The sequence below is a fragment of the Synechococcus sp. H55.7 genome, from assembly GCF_047462395.1.
Lineage (GTDB): Bacteria > Cyanobacteriota > Cyanobacteriia > Thermostichales > Thermostichaceae > Thermostichus.
On sequence record NZ_JANSJD010000013.1, the window covers coordinates 38,907 to 58,641 of the forward strand.

General features: G+C 60.2%; 17 protein-coding genes and 1 pseudogene. 11 read left to right on the forward strand and 7 right to left on the reverse strand.

The features are described from left to right. Window positions 1-359: 359 nt before the first annotated feature. Both NW851_RS08040 and apcD read left to right on the forward strand, forming a co-directional pair. Window positions 360-1,595 (forward strand): type IV pilus twitching motility protein PilT, encoded by a 1,236-nt coding sequence (locus tag NW851_RS08040; RefSeq protein WP_414335010.1) that lies wholly within the window; start codon window positions 360-362, stop codon window positions 1,593-1,595. Between the two features lie 182 nt (window positions 1,596-1,777). Beyond that, window positions 1,778-2,263 carry an allophycocyanin subunit alpha-B gene (apcD, locus tag NW851_RS08045; protein ID WP_414335004.1) on the forward strand — a complete coding sequence of 162 codons (486 nt, stop codon included), beginning with the start codon at window positions 1,778-1,780 and terminating at the stop codon, window positions 2,261-2,263. 18 nt (window positions 2,264-2,281) lie between these two features. On the opposite strand, the gene NW851_RS08050 is transcribed toward apcD, so the two are convergent. Beyond that, a complete protein-coding gene (locus NW851_RS08050; protein WP_414337668.1) occupies window positions 2,282-2,965 on the reverse strand; it encodes a HEAT repeat domain-containing protein in 684 nt (227 codons plus the stop codon). A gap of 93 nt (window positions 2,966-3,058) precedes the next feature. On the opposite strand from NW851_RS08050, the gene rpsO reads away from it, so the two are divergent. The 6 genes and pseudogenes from rpsO (at window position 3,059) to NW851_RS08080 (ending at window position 10,233) form a co-directional block, all read left to right on the forward strand. Continuing rightward, window positions 3,059-3,334, forward strand: a complete 276-nt coding sequence (gene rpsO / locus NW851_RS08055) for a 30S ribosomal protein S15 (protein ID WP_414335006.1) — start codon at window positions 3,059-3,061, stop codon at window positions 3,332-3,334. A gap of 17 nt (window positions 3,335-3,351) precedes the next feature. After that, window positions 3,352-3,807: pseudogene (locus tag NW851_RS08060) on the forward strand (photosystem II biosynthesis protein); the annotation flags it as partial. Between the two features lie 66 nt (window positions 3,808-3,873). Next, complete coding sequence (gene larC / locus NW851_RS08065) at window positions 3,874-5,067, forward strand: nickel pincer cofactor biosynthesis protein LarC (RefSeq protein ID WP_414337671.1); 1,194 nt, start codon at window positions 3,874-3,876, stop codon at window positions 5,065-5,067. Window positions 5,068-5,244: 177 nt separating this feature from the next. Beyond that, on the forward strand, window positions 5,245-7,239 hold the full coding sequence (locus NW851_RS08070) for an ABC transporter ATP-binding protein/permease (protein WP_414337674.1): 1,995 nt from the start codon (window positions 5,245-5,247) through the stop codon (window positions 7,237-7,239). A 261-nt stretch (window positions 7,240-7,500) separates the two neighbouring features. Continuing rightward, window positions 7,501-9,273, forward strand: a complete 1,773-nt coding sequence (locus NW851_RS08075) for an NADPH-dependent assimilatory sulfite reductase hemoprotein subunit (protein ID WP_414337677.1) — start codon at window positions 7,501-7,503, stop codon at window positions 9,271-9,273. A gap of 138 nt (window positions 9,274-9,411) precedes the next feature. Next, window positions 9,412-10,233, forward strand: coding sequence for a tetratricopeptide repeat protein (locus NW851_RS08080; protein WP_414337680.1), 822 nt, complete (start codon window positions 9,412-9,414; stop codon window positions 10,231-10,233). 201 nt (window positions 10,234-10,434) lie between these two features. Here the strand turns inward: NW851_RS08080 and NW851_RS08085 are convergent, their stop codons facing one another. Continuing rightward, complete coding sequence (locus tag NW851_RS08085; RefSeq protein WP_414337683.1) at window positions 10,435-10,626, reverse strand: hypothetical protein; 192 nt, start codon at window positions 10,624-10,626, stop codon at window positions 10,435-10,437. A gap of 114 nt (window positions 10,627-10,740) precedes the next feature. Between NW851_RS08085 and NW851_RS08090 the strand changes: the two genes are divergently transcribed. Next, window positions 10,741-11,922, forward strand: a complete 1,182-nt coding sequence (locus tag NW851_RS08090) for a glycosyltransferase family 2 protein (RefSeq protein ID WP_414337685.1) — start codon at window positions 10,741-10,743, stop codon at window positions 11,920-11,922. A 43-nt stretch (window positions 11,923-11,965) separates the two neighbouring features. Here the strand turns inward: NW851_RS08090 and NW851_RS08095 are convergent, their stop codons facing one another. Further along, a complete protein-coding gene (locus tag NW851_RS08095; protein WP_414336280.1) occupies window positions 11,966-12,166 on the reverse strand; it encodes a hypothetical protein in 201 nt (66 codons plus the stop codon). A gap of 318 nt (window positions 12,167-12,484) precedes the next feature. On the opposite strand from NW851_RS08095, the gene NW851_RS08100 reads away from it, so the two are divergent. After that, on the forward strand, window positions 12,485-13,177 hold the full coding sequence (locus NW851_RS08100) for a response regulator transcription factor (RefSeq protein WP_414333655.1): 693 nt from the start codon (window positions 12,485-12,487) through the stop codon (window positions 13,175-13,177). A gap of 228 nt (window positions 13,178-13,405) precedes the next feature. Then, window positions 13,406-14,545, forward strand: a complete 1,140-nt coding sequence (gene lgt, locus NW851_RS08105; RefSeq protein ID WP_414333653.1) for a prolipoprotein diacylglyceryl transferase — start codon at window positions 13,406-13,408, stop codon at window positions 14,543-14,545. A 77-nt stretch (window positions 14,546-14,622) separates the two neighbouring features. Here lgt and chrA read toward each other — a convergent pair whose 3' ends face one another. From chrA to ndhN, 4 genes are all read right to left on the reverse strand, one after another. After that, complete coding sequence (gene chrA / locus NW851_RS08110) at window positions 14,623-15,885, reverse strand: chromate efflux transporter (RefSeq protein ID WP_414333651.1); 1,263 nt, start codon at window positions 15,883-15,885, stop codon at window positions 14,623-14,625. 234 nt (window positions 15,886-16,119) lie between these two features. Continuing rightward, on the reverse strand, window positions 16,120-18,012 hold the full coding sequence (locus tag NW851_RS08115; protein ID WP_414333649.1) for a R3H domain-containing nucleic acid-binding protein: 1,893 nt from the start codon (window positions 18,010-18,012) through the stop codon (window positions 16,120-16,122). Window positions 18,013-18,027: 15 nt separating this feature from the next. Further along, on the reverse strand, window positions 18,028-19,056 hold the full coding sequence (locus tag NW851_RS08120) for an LdpA C-terminal domain-containing domain (RefSeq protein WP_414333648.1): 1,029 nt from the start codon (window positions 19,054-19,056) through the stop codon (window positions 18,028-18,030). A 92-nt stretch (window positions 19,057-19,148) separates the two neighbouring features. After that, window positions 19,149-19,592, reverse strand: coding sequence for an NAD(P)H-quinone oxidoreductase subunit N (gene ndhN / locus NW851_RS08125; RefSeq protein WP_414333646.1), 444 nt, complete (start codon window positions 19,590-19,592; stop codon window positions 19,149-19,151). Between the last annotated feature and the right edge of the window lie 143 nt (window positions 19,593-19,735).

Genomic DNA, 19,735 nt, shown 5'->3' on the forward strand with positions numbered 1-19,735 from the left:
AGCTTTGCCGGCAAGAAAGCTAATCCTCTGCTCAGGCTGGGAATACTAGCTTAAAATCGACGCAGATCCTGCCAGAAGCGAGGCCTGTTATGAGCGAGGTCAGCCCCGAAAATCAATTTCCCACCGACTTAGACTCCGGTTGGAAGCCGCCGACCCCGCCTGTTGCCCAGCGCCCTCCGCGTGCGGCTGCTCAGACGCCCAAGGTGGAGCCCCCAACGCAGTTGGATCCGATACTGGGTGCGGCTGCTCCCCTCCCGCAAGGAACTGGATCGCGCCCTGCCCCCAGTGCGCCCAAACCTATCCTGGGCCGGCCCATCCCGCCGGGCGTGGCTGCCGCTCCCCCGCAGACACCGGTGCCCATGCCCGGCCCTGCCACTCCCCCGCAGATGCCTCTGCCCACTCCTCCTGCCGCTGCGGGTCGGCCTCCGGTGTCGCCCCCCAGTCCGGCTGCTCCGCCTTTTGTGCCCCCAGCTCGCCCCACGGCTGCTGGGCGGATCCCGGTGGCCGCTGCTGCTCCTAAGTCTGCCCCCGCTGGCCCGACGCTGCGCCAACTGGTACAGGAAGCCTACGACAAGGGCTACTCCGATATTCACCTGGGGGTGGGGGAAGTGCCTCGTTTCCGGGATCGGGGGCAGATGGTCTTGAGCAACTACCCGGTCACCACCACCGAGATGTTCTACGGCTGGCTGCGGGAAAGCTTGCCGGAGAACCAAATTCGTCAGTTTGAAGAATGTTTGGAGCTGGATACCGCCATCCAGTACGAGGGTCTGGTGCGTTGTCGGGTCAACTGCTTTGTTTCTCTGCTCGGCCCGGCCATGGTGATGCGTCTGATCCCGCTCAAGATCTTGACGCTGGAACAGTTGCGGGCGCCTGAGGTGTTGAAGCGCATTGCCGAAGAGCACAAAGGCTTGGTTTTGGTGACCGGCCCCACCGGCTCCGGTAAGTCCACGACTCTGGCGGCGATGGTGGACTACGTCAACTCCAATTTTCCCAAGCACATCATTTCTATTGAAGATCCCATCGAGTTCGTCCACCAGAGCAAGAAATCAATGGTGCGGCAGCGGGAGGTCGGCATCCACACCCTGGAGTTTGCCAATGCCTTGAAAGCCTCGCTGCGGGAAGATCCAGACATCATCCTGATTGGGGAGATGCGGGATCGGGAAACGGTGGATACAGCTCTGAAGGCAGGCCAGACGGGCCACTTGGTCTTCGGAACCCTGCACACCAACAGCGCCGTCCGCACCATCGAGCGTCTCTTGGGGATCTACAGGCCGGAGGAGCAGGAGCCAATGCGCCTGCAACTGGCGGAGACTCTAGTAGCAATTATTGCCCAAACGCTGGTGCGCACCACCGATGGCAAGCGGGCAGCGGCCCACGAGATCATGCGCAACACCGATGCCATCCGCGACTACATCAAGCGGGGAGCGGTGGACGAAATTGAGGAGCTGATCGCCGATGGCTCCTACGAGGGCATGTGTACCATGAATCAGTCTCTGTTTAAGCTTTACCAAGAGGGGCGGATTACCGCAGAGGTGTGTCTGGAGGCCGCCCCACGTCCCAACGAGATGGCCCAATGGCTGCGAGGCCGGATTTAGAGCCAGTCTGCCGGCTGGGCCAGGTGCTTGAGGGAAGGTCTGTCCTATCCTAAACTGGGAGCAGTTAGCTTGCTAAGTTGTCTTCTCATCTTCTGGGCCAACCTTTGGCTAGGGGGATGGGTTGCTGGGCTGGCTTGATTAAGTGAATTGAAAGAGCGTTACAAAACAGGAGAATCCCTACCGTGAGCGTGATCAACCAGATCATCGAGACCGCGGATGACCAACTGCGTTACCTCTCAGTCAGCGAACTGGAAGCCATCAGAAACTACATGACTACGGGCGAGAGGCGTCTGCAAATCGCTCAGGTGCTAACAGAAAATAAAAAGCGCATCATCGACGAGGCCCAAAAGCGGCTATTTGCCAAGCGGCCGGAATATGTGCAACCCGGCGGCAATGCTTACGGTGACAAGCGCTACAACCAATGTTTGCGAGATTACGACTGGTACCTGCGTCTGGTGACCTATGGCATTATTGCCGGCAGCAAAGAGCCGATTGAGTCCATCGGCCTGATAGGGGTGCGGGAAATGTACAACGCCCTCAACGTGCCCATCGCCGGCATGATCGACGCGATGGTCTTTTTGAAGGAAGCAGCCCTCAGCCTGTTGGATCCGGACTCCGCCGCCGAGGCCGCTCCCTACTTTGATTACATCATCAACGCCATGAGCTAGGGCAGGTTGGCCGGAGATCTACAGGGATTCCAGGGCGGCGCGGGCGTGGGCGGCCACCTGCTCTTGGGGATCCTGGGCCAGCCGGGTTAGGCCGGGGCGGGCGGCTTCGGTGCCCAGCTTGGACAGGGCAATGCAGACGCGGTAGCGCAACTGCCAATCGTCTGAATCGATGAAGGGCTCTAGATGGGGGATGGCTCGCGGATCCCCCAGATCCCCCAGGGCGGCGGCAGCGGCTGTTGTCAGCAGATCATCTCCTGCTTGCAAAGCTTCCACCAGGGTGTCGAAGGCGGCAGAGTTGCCCAGCTCCCCCAGGGCGGCGACGACGCTGAATCGCACTAGCCACTCTGTTTCCCGCCGATAAGCCCCCAGAAGATCGTCCAGGGCCTGCGGCTGCTTCAGATCCCCCAGGGCAGCGGCAGCAGCAGCCCGCACATCGAACTCCGGATCTTCTCGCAAAGAGCGCTGCAAAATGGGCAAAAGGGGGGCAGGATCGACACCAGATAGGGTGCCCATCTGGCTGATGGCGGCATAGCGGACGCGGGCATTCTCGTCGGCTATGGCTTGCTGCAACAGCGTCAAGGCTTCTGGCCCAGGCAGTTCTCTGGCCTTGTTGACGGCGCTCAGCCGATCTCCCAGGTCTTGTGAATTCAGCAGTTCCAGCAAAGCCGGCAGTGCCGGAGGATTTCCAGAGGTTGGTGTCATGATCCCCTTGTCTCCACGATCATCCCCGGCAATAGCAAGGGACAAAAGGTCGATGTTATTATTTTGAAGCAGTGCATCCAGTCCTTTGATCTTATGGCCTTATTGCAACAAGAGAAGCAGCAGATCATCGAGAGCTATCGACTTCACGACACCGACACCGGTTCTGCCGATGTTCAGGTGGCTCTGCTCACCAGCCGCATCAACCAACTCTCGCAGCACCTCCAGAAAAACCCGAAAGATTTCAACTCCCGCCGCGGCTTGCTGATGATGATCGGTCGGCGCAAGCGGCTGCTCAACTACATCGCTAAGCATTCTCCTGACCGCTTCCGGGAGCTGGCCGAACGGCTGAACATCCGGGTGAAAAAGTAGGTACCCATCCAAAACGCTATCGGAGAGCTGTCTTTGTGGCCAAATCCAGCCGCCATTCCAAAGCCGTCCGCCGTCGCCCCAGTTCTACCTCTGCTGAGGTCGAGAAGAAGCCGCCTAAGCAGGAACCTGTTGCTGCGATCCCCCCTGAGGTCAGCCGGCGGATGGTGCGGCGGATCCTGGTGTTTTCCGGGATCCCCTCTGGGCTGGGCCTGAGCAGCTTTTTCATCAATTACTACCTCTTAACCAACCATGTGGTGGCTTTGCCCCCTTACTTCACCTTGGTGGAGTCGCTAACCTTGTTTGGCCTTGGCTTTTTGGGCATCAGCTACGGCGTGTTCTCGGCTTCCTGGGATCCCAACCCCGGATCCCTCTTGGGAATTGGAGAGTTTCGGCGCAATTTGGGCAACGTCATCCAACACTGGCGGGAATCTGCTGCCCAATCTTCTCAATCTTCAGACTCTGGGGAAGCCTAATTCCTCTCCTATCACCGGACCAGGCCAGTTGCTGCCTACAATAGCTGTCACCCCCAGTTCTCTGGCATGAGAATAGCTTACTTCGACTGTGCGGCGGGCATTGCCGGCGACATGTGTCTGGGGGCGCTGCTGGATTGTGGGGTGCCCTTGGAGTATCTCAAGCAGCAGCTCCAGGCGCTGGGCATCGAGGGGGAATACAGCCTGCAGGCGAAGCGGGTGCAGCGGTGTGGCCAGCCTGCCCTACAGGCGGTGGTAGAAGTGTTGGACGGATCCCCGCCCGCCCGCCCTTGGAAGGAAATCCAGGCTTTGATTGCCGGATCCCGGTTGGCTCCCGCGGTCAAGGCCCGCAGCCTCAAAGTTTTTGAGAAGCTGGCGCAAGCAGAGGCAAAAGTCCATCGGGTGCCCCTGGAAACAGTGCATTTCCACGAGGTAGGGGCCGTCGATGCCCTGGTGGATATCGTCGGCACCTGTATCGGCCTGGATTGGCTGCAGGTGGAGCGGGTGATCTCCTCTCCTCACCCCATTGGCGGCGGCTGGGTGAGCACCGAACACGGCCAACTAGCGGTGCCCGTGCCGGCGGTGATCGAGCTGTGGGAGATGGGGCGGGTGCCGGTGTTTAGCAACGGCGTGGAAGCCGAGCTGGTTACCCCCACCGGCGCAGCCTTGGCGGTGGCGCTGGCAGAAGCGTTTGGGCCCTGTCCACCGCTGCGGCTGGAAAAAGTGGGGCGCGGGGCCGGCAGCCGCGAGCTGCCCATTCCCAACGTGTTTCGTCTTTGGATTGGCCAGTCCCAGGGGGAAGAGCCAACCGAGATCGTCTCGGTGCTGCAAACTCAGATTGACGACCTCAACCCCCAAGTGATTGCCTATACCTGCGAGCAGTTGCTGATCCTTGGCGCCTGGGATGTGTTTACCCAGCCCATCACCATGAAGCAGGGGCGACCAGGGGTGTTGTTGACGGTAATCTGCCCGCCGGATCGGGTGCCGGAGTGCCAGGAGCTCATCTTCCGGGAAACCACCACCCTGGGCATCCGCCACTCCCAGCAGCAGCGCACCGTCCTGGAGCGGCGGATCGAGCGGGTGGAAACCCCCTACGGCCTGGTGGACATCAAGGTGGCCCATCACCATGGCCGCCTTGTCAACGCCCAGCCGGAGTTCCGCGACTGTGTGGCCTGCGCCCAAGAGTTCCGCGTGCCGGTCCAGACGGTGTGGCTGGCGGCCCAAGCGGCGTGGCAAAAGCGGCTGCAAGGGGATCCCGACTGAAAACAGAAGCTTTGGGCAAAAGTAGGCTGGACATAAACCCTACCAGCACTGGCTCAGCATGAGCAACGGGGCTCTTCCTCAGAGGCGAAGGGATTTGCTCCTGGTGGACCGAGAAGGGATCCCTGGCCTGCTAGCCTGGAAGATGTCGATCCCACGCTCTTGACCACGACCACAAACATGGAATCCCAAGCCGCTCAATTTAATTTCGACCGCAAACTTTGGGACCGCTTTATCACGGTAGCCCAGCCCTACTTTTATCCGCGGGTGCGCTATGGGGGCTGGATTTTCTTTGGCTTGCTGGCAGCGGCCATGGTGTTTGTGGTTGCCTTGATGTTCTTTGTGGAGATTGGGGTGACCTTGGTTGGTCAGGCCCTGTTCCCAGAGTTTTTTACCAATGTAGCAGCCGGGCTGGTGGCGCAAACGGAGAGAAACTTGGCCTCGCCGCTGCTGTGGGTGGCCGCAGCCAGCTTGGCTCTGAGCAGCCTGGCCTTTGGGCTGGTGTGGCGCCAGATTCAGCGGCGCTGGCTGCAATGGCTGTTGTTGACCTTTTTGCTGTTTCTATCTTTAACGGTAAACCGATTAAACGTGATGATCAGCTTTATCTTTCGGTTTATCGACACCGCCCTACAGCAAAAAGAAGAGAACACCTTCTGGCAGTTTTTAATCATCTACGGGGTGTTGATCATCTCGGCCATTCCCATTTTGGTGATCTATCGGTATACACGGCTGAAGCTGGGCCTGTTTTGGCGGGAATGGCTGACCGACCACTTTCTGGATCGCTACTTCGAGCAGCGGGCCTACTACGAGCTGGATTCTAACGCCGCTAACACAGAGATTGATAACCCCGACCAGCGCATCTCCGAAGACGTTCGCTCCTTTACCGGCACCACCCTTTCTTTTTTGCTGGATATTCTCGACTCGATCCTCACCCTCTACGCCTTTACCGGCATTCTCTACAGCATCTCCCGCCCCTTGGCGGTGGGACTGGTTATCTATGCTACCATCGGCACCGCCATTGCCATTTTGGCCGGTCGCAAGCTGATTAAAATTAACTTCGATCAACTGCGCTACGAGGCTGACTTTCGCTACAGCCTAGTCCACGTGCGGGACAACGCTGAGTCCATCGCCTTTTACCAGGGAGAAGACCTAGAGCTGAGGCAGATCTTGAATCGCTTTGCCGCTGCCCTGCGCAACTTTGACTTGTTAATCATCTGGCAGGCCATTATTGACATTTTTCAGTATGCCTATAACTATTTCACGCGCATTGTGCCCTACGTAATTGTGGCCCCCCTTTACTTTAGCGGCGTACGGGATTTTGGCACCATTACCCAAGCCACCATCGCCTTTAGCCAGGTGCTGAGTGCCCTTTCAATTGTGGCCAACCAGATCCAGAGCATCTCCAGCTTTGCCGCCGGGATCAACCGTCTAGGGTCCTTTTACGAAACGTTGGAGAATCCGGCCCTGCGCCACACCCGCGACCAGGAGAGCACCATCCAAACTCGCATCGCTCCCCAACTGGCGCTGCAGCAGGTTACTTTGCTAACACCAAACTCGGAACGAACCCTGGTGCGGGATCTGTCTCTGAGTTTAGAGGCGGGCCAACGGCTGCTCATTGTGGGGGCCAGCGGCAGCGGCAAGAGCTCCCTACTGCGGGCCATTGCCGGCCTGTGGAACAACGGCCAGGGATCCATCGCCCGCCCCGACACCACCGAGATGCTCTTCCTGCCGCAAAAGCCCTACATGCTGCTGGGATCCCTGCGGGATCAACTCCTCTATCCAGGTCGTCGCCGGGATCTCAGCGATGCAGATCTCATCCGGGTTTTGGCCCAGGTGAACCTAGCCGATTTGCCGGAGCGGGTGGGCGGCTTTGACGTGGAGAAAGATTGGGCCAGCACCCTCTCTTTGGGGGAACAGCAGCGCCTGGCCTTTGCCCGCATTTTGATTACTCAGCCCCGCTACGCCATTTTGGACGAGGCCACCAGCGCTCTAGATGTAGCCAACGAAAAGCTGCTCTACCTGCAACTGCAACACCTCAACACCATCTACGTCAGCGTCGGCCACCGCCCCACTCTCCTGGCCTACCACGACCTGGTCTTGGAGCTACAGGGCAACTCTGCCTGGAAACTCTGGTCGGCGGCAGAATACGGCGCCCGCTTGGCCCTGGCCGGCTAGAGCGCTGCCTTAGCTCTCAATCTGCCCTGGTACCCCTCACCCCCGGCCCCTCTCCCTGAGTGACGACCCAAGCGCTCCGCGCCGCTAGCGCGAACACCCCCGGCCCCTCTCTCAGACAGAGTGACGACCCTCACCCCCGTCCCCTCTCCCTCTGGGAGAGGGGGGTAGGCTGTTCCACCTCAAACCCATAGAACTGGACGCAGTCCAGGGGAGATGCTACCCTGTTTCACAGGTATTCCGACCGGATTACTGGAGAATCAGATGAGCTCCCTTGTCGGCTCTGAGGCCAAGCGCTCCAAGGTGGAGCAGATCAAGGCAGATAGCCATTTCCTGCGGGATCCCTTGCAGCAGGAGCTGGCCCAAGACACTACCCACTTTAGCGAAGCGGCGGTGCAGGTGCTCAAGTTTCATGGCGCCTACCAGCAGGACGACCGGGATCTGCGGCAGCAGCGAAAGCAGGAGGGGTTGGAGCGGGCCTACGAGATGATGTTGCGCACCCGTATTCCGGGGGGGCATGTGCCGCCGCAGCTCTACTTGACCCTGGATCGGCTGGCCGAGGAGTACGGCAACGGCACCCTGCGGGCCACCACCCGGCAGACCTTTCAACTCCACGGGATCTTGAAGAAAAATCTCAAGGCCACGGTGGCCAGCATCGTCCGGCAGATGGGATCCACCCTGGCCGCCTGTGGCGATGTCAACCGCAACGTCATGGCACCAGTCGCCCCCTACAAAAACCGGCCTGCCTACCGCTACGCCCAGGAGTATGCCCGCAAGCTGGCGGATCTCCTGGCTCCAAAGACTTCTGCCTACTACGAGCTGTGGGTGGATGGGGAGCCGGTTCCCATCCCGCCGGTGGATCCGGAAGTCCGGGAAGCCGAGCAGTTTGTGGGCAACGGCGTGAGGCTGGAGGGGCCGGAACCTCTCTATGGCCCGGTCTATCTGCCCCGCAAGTTTAAGACGGCCATCGCCGTAGCCGGAGAGAACACCGTCGATGTGTACTCCCAAGACCTGGGTTTGATCGTCCTCACCGACCGCAAGGGCAACCTCAAGGGCTTCAACATCGTGGTGGGCGGCGGCATGGGGCGCACCCACGGCAAGGAGGAGACCCAACCCCTTTTGGCCCAGAAGCTCTGCTTTGCCCCGCCGGAAGCGGTGTACCGGGTTTGCCAGGCGATTTTGGCGGTGCAGCGGGATCACGGCAACCGCTACGACCGCAAGCAGGCACGGCTGAAGTATCTGGTGCGCGACTGGGGGATCCGCAAGTTTCGCCGCGCTGTTGAGGAGTATGTTGGGGAAAAATTGCCCCGTTTTCGTCCCTTGCCCAAGTGTATCCCCAACAGCGACGACTACCTGGGCTGGCACGAGCAAGGGGATGGCCGTTGGTTTTTGGGCCTCTCCATTGAAAATGGCCGCATCCAAGATACGCCGGAGCGGCAGTTGAAAACGGCCCTGCGCAAGATTGTAGAGGAATTTTCTCTACACCTGCGGCTGACTCCTACGCAGGACGTGATCTTCATTGACATCGAGGATCACCAGCGAGAGGCCATCAACCAGATCCTCAAGTCCCATGAGGTGCTTTCCAAAGAGGAGATCCCGGAGCTGGTGCGGCTCTCCATGGCCTGTCCGGCGCTTCCCACCTGCGGCTTGGCCATCACCGAGTCAGAGCGAGCTTTGCCCACCCTGATTCGCCAGTTGGATCAGGTGTTGCAGGAGCTGGGGCTGCAGGATTCGCCCTTTTTGGTGCGCATGACCGGCTGCCCCAATGGCTGTGCCCGGCCTTACTTGGCAGAGCTCGGCTTGGTGGGATCCGCCCCCGACCACTACCAAATCTGGCTGGGGGCCAGCCCGCAAGGGGATCGCCTGGCCCAGCCGTTTCAGGATCGGGTGCACATTAGCCAGATCGTGCCGCTGATGAGAGTTCTTCTGCAGCTCTACAAGCAGGAGCGTCACCCCCAGGAGCGCTTCGGCGACTATTGCCACCGGGTGGGGATCCCCTACCTGCAGGCCCAGGTGCAGCAGCTCCAGCAGGTTTAAAGATAAGGGGGCTGCCGGCGAGGTTCTAGCACCACCCCTTTGTTAGGGCAAATTTTGTGCCGCTGGCCTGGCCAGTAGGCTGCTGTGTTTTCAAGGGGGCCGATGATAGAGTACAGAGAGATTGGTGCGAGCCCCTTCATGCCTCAGTCCAAACCTGACAAATCGCCCCTCCGCAAATTCCTGGAAGCCCTGATGCTGGTGTTTGGCGCAGTCATGTTCCTGGGCTTCTCCTTTGGCCCGATACTGCAGGCACTGGGGCCTTCTGACTCGGCAGACACCGCCAATTTGGTTACCGAGCAACTGCGGGCCCAGGCGGACGGCTACCGGGCCGTGCTGGAACGGGAGCCGGATAACCCCATTGCCCTGCGGGGGTTAATTGACACGCAACTGCAGCTCAACGAGCCGCAAGGGGCCATTGAGCCGCTGAAGAAGCTGGTAGAACTGGAGCCGGAAAATCGGCAACTGCGAGCTTTTTTGGCTCAAATTCAGCGGGAGACAGGAGATCTGGAAGGAGCGCTGGAGCAGCTTCAAGCTCTCTACAAAAAGGATCCCAAAGATGGCCAAGTTCTGCAGGAGCTGGCCGATGTTCAACTAGTTCTGGGCCGCACTTCTGAAGCCATTGACCTGCTGGAGAACTATCTGAAGGAAGTACCGGAAGATAACGATGTCCGCCTGCGCTTAGCTTTTATCTACGCCCGCAACAACCAGACGGGAAAAGCGGTGGCCCTTTATGATGAGATGATTGCAGCGGATCCCAGCGATTTTGCCCCGGTATTGGGCAAGGCAATAGCCCTCAGCTCTGCTGCCGATGCCGACCTACGGGCACAAGCCCCTGATCTGTTTGAGCAAGCGGCCCGCCTGGCCCCGCCCAAGGTGCGGGAGGAAATCCGGCAACAGGCGCAGCTCTACGCCCAAAGAAACCAGCCCCAGGCTGTTGAGAACCAGGAGACTAGCCCCTAGGGGGTTTTGATTTGAGGATGCGGTAAAACTTGTAACAAGCTCTCCCCTTCAGGACTCGGAGACATCCTTGAGGGCGGCTTCCACTGACGGATGGATCTCAAAAAGAGAATCCAGATGGGTAACCTTGAGAACCAGCTTGGCTTGTTCTCCTAAGCCGCAGAGCTTGAGATGACAGCCAGCGGCAGAACAGAGGCGTCTTGCCTACACCAAAGCCGACACCCCCCTGCTGTTGATCAGCGTAACCTGGCTTAGATCCAGTAAGAGGTGTTTGGGTTTCTCGGCAAGAATTTGGCCCAGCTCTTTCCGCACCAAAGCGGGATCCAGCTTTCCTGCCGGAAGCTTGACCAGGGTGACAAGGGATCCCTTGAGGCCGAGCTGGGTGGAAACATCCACAAAGGGCTGAGAAAGTCAAGGTCGGGAGCCACATTGATTCTGAACCAAAGTCGCCGGGTTGGGTTCCGCCGGGCAACTTTTGTTTGATTTGTTTGAGGTGGGAAGGTAGCTCCAATGGATACGCACGGGATCCCGATGGGGGATGCGGCTGCCCTGATTTTGCTGGCCCTGCAGCTGCCAATGGTGGCGGTGTTGCTGGCGCGGCTGCTGCCGTCTTTGCGGCGCCCTTCCCCTCTGCCCCCTGGCCAAGCGGGGATCCCCTTCCCGCCGGGCCTGGTCAGCGTCCTACTGCCCACCCTCAACGAAGCCAAGCGCCTGGATCCCTGCCTGGAAGGGCTGCACCGCCAGGGAGCGGTTGTGCGCGAGGTGCTGGTGGTGGATAGCCACTCCCAGGATGGCACCCGCGAGAAAGTGCTGCAGATGGCCGAGCGGGATCCCCGCTTTCGCCTCTTGACCGACGATCCCCTGCCCAGTGGCTGGGTAGGTCGTCCCTGGGCGTTGCACTACGGATTTCTCCAGTCGGATCCCGCCTCTGAGTGGATCCTGGGTATTGATGCCGATACCCGCCCCCAGCCGGGCCTGGTAGAGCGCTTGCTGGAAACTGCCCAGGCCAACCAGCTGGATCTCATCACCCTGGCGCCGCAGTTTATCTTGGAGCACTGGGGAGAAGCTTGGCTGCAGCCGGCTCTTTTGACAACCCTGATCTACCGCTATGGGGCGGCAGGGGACACGGCTGCTCTGCCGGAGCGGACGATGGCCAATGGGCAGTGCATGTTGGTGCGCCGCTCGGTGCTGGCAGCCATGAACGGCTACACGCTGGCGCGGGCTTCCTTTTGCGACGACGTCACCCTGGTGCGGCAGATCGCGGCAGCCGGCTTTAAGGTAGCTTTCTGCGATGGTCGGCACCTGCTCAAGGTGCGCATGTACACTTCTTTTGGCGAAACTTGGCGGGAGTGGGGCCGATCCCTGGATTTGAAAGACGCCACTCCCAGAGCTCAGCTGTGGGGGGATATCGCCCTGCTGGCGCTCACCCAAGGGATCCCAGTCTTGGCGGTTGGGGGGCTGGGGATCAAGGCCGGGATGGGGTTGCCCTTTTCCCTAACAGAGCAGGTTCTGTTGGGGCTAAACCTAGGCCTACTCGCCCTGCGCTTGGGCGTGCTGGCGGGCATTCGCGGCTCCTACCAGGATCCCCCCTGGACGTTCTGGTCTTCGCCGCTGGCGGATCCCTTGGCTGTCCTGCGGGTGATCTTGTCGGCCCTCAGTCGCCCCCGCTCTTGGCGCGGGCGCACCTACTAGTCGATTGCCTCAGGATCGACGCCCAACTCCCGCAATTTTGCGGCTAGGCGCTGTTGTTCCCGACGGGCTTGGGCAAGGGCTGCTGCTGCCGCTCCTGCTCTACTTGTTCAATTCCCCATAGGAGCAAATTCCCGTCGGCAGTCCACCGCTGCAACCAGTTGGCTTGGGTCTCGGCTGTTTGTCCGCGCCACATCTCCAGGAACAAGCCAATCTCCGGGATCTCACCCTGGGCACGTACAGCCACTTGGGGGCTTTCACCACCACCTTGCTGCCCAGGCCAAAGTTGGAGGCGATCAAAGGTTGGGGGGAATGAGCTGAGCCAGTTCCAAAGCCTCGCGCCTGGCAGTTTTTCCCATGCGATTGGGGGTAGAGACGACATGGCCCACAGTCCATAAGGTGCAGGGATGCCCTTTGGATAACTCAAAGCCCTCTCTGGGATCAACCCCAGGCGATTCCCCAAGACTGGCGCAGGCTTTCGGTGGTCCCGACTATCAATCCCTACGGCTAGGGTATGCTGGTGGGCAGTGAGCAAGTTTCCCACCTCTTCTTTTGAGGAGAGAATATGCCGGAACCGGAATCCTCCTCAGCCCACATTCTGGTGATCGAAGATGAGGCCAAACTGGCCCGTTTCCTGGAAACTGAGCTGACCTATGAGGGGTATCGGGTCAGTGTGGTCGGCGATGGCACGGCAGGGTTGGCAGCAGCCCGCGACCAGAACCCCGACTTGGTGCTGCTGGACTGGCTGTTGCCCGGGATCTCGGGGTTGGAAGTTTGTCGGCAACTGCGCTTGATGGGCAGCCGCGTGCCCGTGGTACTGATGACCGCCGGTGATGAGGTGGCAGATCGGGTGGCAGGGCTGGATGCCGGCGCGGATGATTACGTAGTGAAACCCTTTAGCCTTCAGGAGTTGCTGGCGCGGATACGGATCTATTTGCAGCACCCCAAGGGATCCCGTGACGGTCGGTTGGTGTTTATGGATTTGACGCTGGATCCAGTGACGCGGCAGGCGAGCCGGGGAGGGCGGCAGGTGGAGCTGACGGCCAAGGAATACGACCTGCTGCGCTACTTGATGGAACACCCCCGCCAGGTGCTCAGCCGCCAACAGATTTTGGAGCATGTGTGGGGCTATGACTTTACGGGCGATTCCAACATCATCGAGGTCTATATCCGCTACTTGCGTCTCAAGATCGAAGGCCCAGGAGAGAAGCGCCTCATCCAGACGGTGCGCGGGGTAGGCTACGTGTTGCGGGACTAGAAGCGCGACTGAGGCCGACATCCCCCAGAAGAATGGCCTGGGCAGCCTGAGGGGGATCGCTGCTGTGGCAAGATCGGGAAGAATGGATCCCTATCGAGGTGCGGGAACGGCTGCTCAAAACTGGAGCAAAGAACCCGGAGAGGATTTCGTCCTGCTGGCAGGTGAGGTTGATGGAAGCCGACTGCTGGAACTGAATTGGGGGATTTTGGGGTGCAGAGGGTGTTGTCGATGAATCCATGGAGTGCAGGTCTGCTGGGCCTTACCTTCAGCTCACCGGGAGAGTTTGTCTTCCGTTTTCCCCCCGAAACCCCTCTGGTAGGTGGGCTGGGGCTGCGCTGGTACGGCCTGCTGATGGCTATTGCCGTGTTGGTCGGCCTGCTCCTGACCAAAGCCCTGGCAGAGGCTCGCCATTTGGAGAAAGAGCCCGGCAAGGCCAGCGAACGGGTCGAGATCCTAGCCCTGTGGCTGGTGGTGTCCGGGTTTCTGGGCGCCCGCCTCTACTACGTCCTCACCCACTGGTCGGAGTTCAGGGACGATCCCCTCTCGGCCTTCGCCATCTGGCGGGGAGGCATCATCATTCACGGTGGCGTGCTGGCCGGCGCGCTTGCTCTTTACCTCTATTGCCGCGCCACCGGGATCAACGGCTGGAAGTACGCCGATGTGCTCACGCCAGGGTTAATTTTGGGCCAAGCCATCGGGCGCTGGGGCAATTTTTTTAACTCCGAGGCCTACGGGGCCCCCATTCTCCCCGACAGCAGATGGCCCTTGCGGGTGTACATCCCGCCCCAAGCCCGCGAGCCGCAATACAGCCAGTTTGAGTTTTTTCACCCCATCTTTTTCTACGAAAGCGTCCTCAACCTGGTTCTGTTTGCCCTCTTGATGGGGATGTTCTGGCGCTTTCCCAAACTCAAAGATGGCACCTGGGTTTGGACCTATGTCGTCGGCTACAGCTTAATTCGCATCCCCTATGAAATCTTGCGCGTCTCGGCGGTGGCCTATCTGCCGGGAACCTCCATCAAGGCTGCCTATGTGGCCAGCGCTGTAGGCCTAGTGCTTGGGATTGGCATGCTGATCTACATGTACCGGCTGCGCTTCGACCCCGATTTGGAGCAATTGGCCGCTTGGCTGGCCGAACGAGCAGGGCTGGAGCTGGGAACAGCCGCAGATCTTGTGCAGCGGGCTTGGGCCATCCAGCAAAAGCACCGCCGCGCCGACTTGCTGGATCGCGTTACTCTGGCCATGCCCCACTTTCCAAGCACCCTTGCCCCCCATCTCTCGCTGGGCCAACGGGAGCTGTTGATACGGCAACTGTTCTGCCGTCTGGAAGGCCGGGATCCCGCTGGAGAAGGGCTTCCCCAGGCAAGTTAGCGCTGTCAATCCCAGCAAGCGCGAGTTAGGCTCTCTTCATAATAGAGAGGGGATCCAGGAATCCAAAGCAAAAGCACCTACAGGCTGCGGGCCAGCAAGCCCAACCCCGCTCCAGCCATCACCAACAGCCACGTGGGCTGCCGGAAGCGCAGCAGGGCGATCAAGGCCGCCCCACCGATCCCCAAGGCCATCAACGAGGCTGCTGTTGTTTCTTGTAGCAGCGCCTTTTGGGCCAGAGGCACTGTGGCTGCGGCAACCGCCCCCAGCGCGGTTGGGGTGATGGCTTGCAGGAATCCCTTCACCCAAGCGTTGCGCCGTATGCGCAGCAACAGCGGTGCTGCCAGCAAAATAAAGGCAAAAGAAGGGGCAAAGATCGCCACCGTCGCCGTCAGCGCCCCCAACACCCCCGCCACCTTGTAGCCGATGAAAGCTGCCGTCAGCACCACCGGGCCGGGGGTAAACTGCCCAATGGCCACCCCATCCAAAAACTCCGCTGGCGTCAACCAGCCCAACTGATCCACCACTTCGTCGGCGATGAAGGGAATGATCACCAACCCTCCCCCGAAGATGGCACTGCCCACCTTGAAAAAAAACAGCGTCAAAGGCCAGAAGTAAGTGCCAATGCGCTCCAGCCCCCAAAAGCTGCTCACGGCTAGGGTTTCTGGCGGAACCGCGGCCCCCACCGTCTGGGCCAACATCAACACCGGCCCCGGCAGCAGAGCTGGGATCCCTGGCAAAGGGCTCCTTGGCCCGTAGAGCACCAACCCCACCAGCGCCGCCAGCCCAAACAACACCAGGATGTTCACCCCTCTTAGCAGCAGAGCAAAAGCCGCCACCGCGATCAGCCCCCGGCTCCAGTCTTGCACCGCCTTGCGGCCCAGCTTCCAGCAAAAGGCCAAGACAATGGCGATTACCACCGGGGCCACCCCAAAAAATAGCCCCTCTAGCTGTGGCACCCCCTGAAAGCGAAAATAAAGCCAAGAAAAAATCACCTCGATCACAAAAGCCGGCGCGATGAAGCAAAAGCCCGCCAGCACCGCCCCCAACCAGCCTGCCCGCACATAGCCAACATAGATCCCCATCTGGGTAGAAGCCGGCCCCGGCAACAGTTCACACAGGCCCACCCCTTCGGCAAATTGCTCCTGGCTCATCCAGCCCCGCCGGATCACCGCCTCATCGTGTTGCATGGCAATGTGAGCTTGTGGGCCGCCAAACCCCAGGGATCCCAGCCGCAAGAACACCGCAGCAATTTCCTTTAGTCGCGTCGAAAGAGGGGGCAAGGGATCGGGCAGACCACTTGCCACCCCAGGAGACTGGCCGGGAGAGGACTGAGGAGACATCGCCAAGGCTTGGCACCCGCTTATCCTGGCATCCAATGGTTGGTTACGTCGATCCCTAACTCCCCTCTCCCTCAGGGAGAGGGGCCGGGGGTGAGGGTCGTTCCTCAGGGAGAGGGGCCGGGGGTGTTCGCGCTAGCGGCGCGGAGCGCTTGGGTCGTTCCTCAGGGAGAGGGGCCGGGGGTGAGGGCAGCGGCGCAGAGCGCTTGGGCTAGCCGGCTAAGTTGTCGAGTTGCTCTAGTTGGGATAAATGCGCAAGCGGCGGTTGGGCTCTTCCCCAAAGCTTTGGGCCCGCAGGTGATAATGTTCCACCAACTGGTGTTGGAGCTTGCGGATCAGAGGCGAACGGGGCAAAAGTTCCACCGGCTGAGACTTGGGAATGACGATCTGCTCCACTGCCAGGCGGGCCTCTTCCAGAGCTTCCGTTTCGTCGCCCGAGCTGGCGCGAATGAACAGCTCCAGGTCGGAATCAGATCCGTCTTCGCTTTCGATGTTGAGGATGTGGCGCAGGGCGCGGGCCAGGGCGATCAAAGTATTGGCCTTAACAGTATGAATCGGGATCTGGCGGGAGTGGGCCAGTTGCTGGATCTTGGAGCGGCTGCGCACCTGGGATCGCAAAGCCAAGACAATATCTGCCCCATCCAGGTCTTTGGTGACCTCCGCCGGCAGTTTCAAAGTCTGGATCACCTGCTCCAGATGGAAGCGGCTCACTCCGTAGGGGTAGATCATCAGCGGCTCATCCGGATCCCACTGCCGCTCTGCTGGAGCCAGAGCGGATCCCTCCCAGTCCAAATCTTCTTCCTCTTCGGCTGCTCCGGATTCAGCCACGACCTGAACCGCAGGATGGGATCCCGCCGGCGTCGGCGGGACAGCGTCCTCCCGCTTGTCCAAGAGCAGGCTTGGCTCTCCTCGCTGTCGCGAACAACCTTCGAGCGGTTCTGATCGCGTTAGCGGGACGGAGTCCTTGGGCAGAGCTTCCATCCGTCCAGAGCGCCGCCATCCACCTCGCTCCCGTGCTGCACCTGCAGGGGGCCATTGGGGGCCGGCTAGAGCCGGGCGCTCGATCACCACCTGGCCGTGTTCGTCCAGGCTGCGCGTTTGGGTCAGGGGCTCGCGGTTGCGCAGGAGGCGATCCACGGTGGCGGCCACATCTTCATGGATGACCCAGCGGGATCGCTCTAGCATTTCGACGGCAATCTCAAACGTGGGTGGGGCTTTGCGCTCCAAGACACTCTTTTGAGAGCCCCGTCGCCGTGCCTCCTCATCTCCCAAGGTGACGGATTGGATCCCGCCTACCAAGTCCGAGAGGGTGGGATTTTTGATCAGGTTGTCGATGCGGTTGCCGTGGGCGGTGGCCACCAGTTGTACCCCCCGTTCGGCGATGGTGCGAGAGGCCAAGGCTTCCAATTCGGTGCCGATCTCGTCGATGACCACCACCTCGGGCATGTGGTTTTCCACAGCCTCGATCATCACCTTGTGCTGCAGCTCTGGGCTGGCCACCTGCATCCGTCTGGCTCGGCCAATACCCGGGTGGGGCACGTCGCCATCGCCGGCGATCTCATTGGAGGTGTCGATAATAACCACTCGTTTGCCCAGCTCATCCGCCAGCACGCGGGCAATTTCCCGCAAAGCCGTGGTTTTACCCACCCCCGGTCGGCCCAGCAACAGCATGGAGCGACCCTGCTCCACCAAGTCGCGGATCATGCTGATGACGCCGATAACGCAGCGACCCACCCGACAGGTGAGACCGATGATCGTGCCTTGGCGGTTGCGAATGGCACTGATGCGATGCAGGGTAGAGGCGATGCCCGCCCGGTTGTCACCGCTGAACTCTCCAACCCGACTGATCACTTGATCCAAGTCGGCTCGGGTGATCACCTCTTCTGAGAGGTAATCGGCAAAGCCAAGGAAGCGGGCTTCGGGGCGGCGACCCAAATCCATCACCACTTCTACCAATCGATCCAGGTGGGGATGCTGCTCTAGGCGCTCGCGAATCGGAGCCGGCAGGATATCCAGAAGTTTGCTCAAGTCGTCGCTGTATTGAACCTGGCCGGGAAAGCCAGTGTGTTCGCGTAAGCGGTGCGGATCCGCCAACGGATTTGGGGTTGAGGGCTGTGCGGGAAAACTCATGGCTGAGCAAGGTCACTAAACGCAGGAAAAACAGGTTTGTTTGCAAGCAATGGATCGCCGCTTCACTTGCTGCACCAACTGCTTGGCCAACGGGATCCCCGCCGCCAATCCAGGATTGCATCCTGGCTCCGCTGGGCTCGGCCCTTCCAGATGGGCCGCTACCAACTGTCGTGCGTAGCTGCCAAAGGCCACCCCCGCCACTGGCCAATCGGGATCCAACAGCGACACCGTTTGGGCATTGGTTCCGCCCGCCAGTTGCACATAGCCGGGCAAACCCATGGCCAGCACCTTTTGGGCCAACTTCAGGGTGGCTTTGCCGGTGCCAGCGCCAATATCGCCACTCATGGGCCGGCCATCCACCTGCCAGATCAACACCTCCGGCAAGGGATCCATCAGGGCCAGCAGATCCCTCAAGTAGGCCTCCAGGCCCGGGCCATCGTTAAAGCTAATCGAGATTGCCTGGAGGTGAGGTAGCCAGGGCTTCAGGGATCCCCACAGTTGCTCGAATGACCTCTGACGACCGATGCAGGTGTGGATCTCCACTGCCTGAATGCCCAACTCGAGCAAAGGCGGCAACACCTCTGCCAAAGCAACTTGATAGCCGCAGGTGGCAATGCGCCGGTGGGGGCAAACCGGCTCACAGCGCCCACAGCCATAGCACAGCTCTGCCTGAATGTGGACTTGGGCAGGAAGGGCTGCCGGTGTCAAAGCATGGGGAGGACAGACGGCCAGACACGGCTGGGGGCAGTCGGCAGGACAGACCGGAGCCGTCAGCACCGCCTTACGGAAGTGCACATCTTCCCCGTCATTGACACTGACCATCACCCAAGGGGAGCGCGCCCGGGGATCTTCGGCTTGGGCCCATTGGATCCCTTGTTGAGCAGCCCGCACAATGGCGGGATCGGCAGCGACGTCAATGCAATCTGCCCCAGCCAGCGTGTAGAGAAAAGCCAGCTCGCGAACCGAGGGCAAGTGGTGAAAACTTGCGCCACAGATCAGCTTAAACCAAGTACCCTGTTGCAGCGAGGCGGTTGGCAAGGTCACAGGTGAGAGAAGCCGCTAGCAGGATGGTTCTGAGCTGCAGGCCATCTATCTGAGATGGTAGCAGAGAATTTTCCAGGATCCTGAGAAGATGCTCAGGCGCTTTGCAGAGGTTGCCAGCGAATGGAGCGCTCTCGGCCCAGCTCCACGACAAATTTGACCCCCTTGTCTTCCCGGCTCAGCTTCACCAGGTAAGAGAGTTCCTGTTGGCTGAGCACATGCCCCTCGTAAAACCAAAACACCAATCCTTTCGCCTTCGCGGGCAAGGTGGCTCGATACTGCTCGATCAACGCCGGGAAAAAATAGGTGCGCCGCTCCGATTTGCCCAGCGTGGCAGGCCGTACCCCATGACTGCACGTCAAATAGCTCGCCAGATCTCCGATTCCTTTGCTGGAGAGCGTGACCACCTCATACCCGGCTCCGCGCAGCCGCCGCAGGTAATGCCCTTCGGATCCCCCTTCTGGGGTCACAAAGATGGCCAGAGCCCCAGATTGCTCCAGTTGCTGCACAAACCGTGCGCCTGAGCCGACCAGCAGCATAGGAAGAACTCCATTACTCGTCTAGAGTTGGACAAGCAGCTTGCTCGAGCTTAATTGTAACGGGATTACGCCTCAGGCTGAGGATAAAAGCTGCCGATAGAACCCATAGATGGATACCTGCTCAGCTTTCGGGAAGAGGGGAA

Coding starts and splice junctions, on each gene's coding strand:
- NW851_RS08080 (WP_414337680.1), top strand. CDS start 9,412: ATGCCTCAGTCCAAACCTGACAAATCGCCCCTCCGCAAATTCCTGGAA.
- NW851_RS08100 (WP_414333655.1), top strand. CDS start 12,485: ATGCCGGAACCGGAATCCTCCTCAGCCCACATTCTGGTGATCGAAGAT.
- NW851_RS08075 (WP_414337677.1), top strand. CDS start 7,501: ATGAGCTCCCTTGTCGGCTCTGAGGCCAAGCGCTCCAAGGTGGAGCAG.
- NW851_RS08090 (WP_414337685.1), top strand. CDS start 10,741: ATGGATACGCACGGGATCCCGATGGGGGATGCGGCTGCCCTGATTTTG.
- NW851_RS08050 (WP_414337668.1), bottom strand. CDS start 2,965: ATGACACCAACCTCTGGAAATCCTCCGGCACTGCCGGCTTTGCTGGAA.
- ndhN (WP_414333646.1), bottom strand. CDS start 19,592: ATGCTGCTGGTCGGCTCAGGCGCACGGTTTGTGCAGCAACTGGAGCAA.
- NW851_RS08070 (WP_414337674.1), top strand. CDS start 5,245: ATGGAATCCCAAGCCGCTCAATTTAATTTCGACCGCAAACTTTGGGAC.
- lgt (WP_414333653.1), top strand. CDS start 13,406: ATGAATCCATGGAGTGCAGGTCTGCTGGGCCTTACCTTCAGCTCACCG.
- NW851_RS08115 (WP_414333649.1), bottom strand. CDS start 18,012: ATGAGTTTTCCCGCACAGCCCTCAACCCCAAATCCGTTGGCGGATCCG.
- larC (WP_414337671.1), top strand. CDS start 3,874: ATGAGAATAGCTTACTTCGACTGTGCGGCGGGCATTGCCGGCGACATG.
- rpsO (WP_414335006.1), top strand. CDS start 3,059: ATGGCCTTATTGCAACAAGAGAAGCAGCAGATCATCGAGAGCTATCGA.
- chrA (WP_414333651.1), bottom strand. CDS start 15,885: ATGTCTCCTCAGTCCTCTCCCGGCCAGTCTCCTGGGGTGGCAAGTGGT.
- NW851_RS08040 (WP_414335010.1), top strand. CDS start 360: ATGCCCGGCCCTGCCACTCCCCCGCAGATGCCTCTGCCCACTCCTCCT.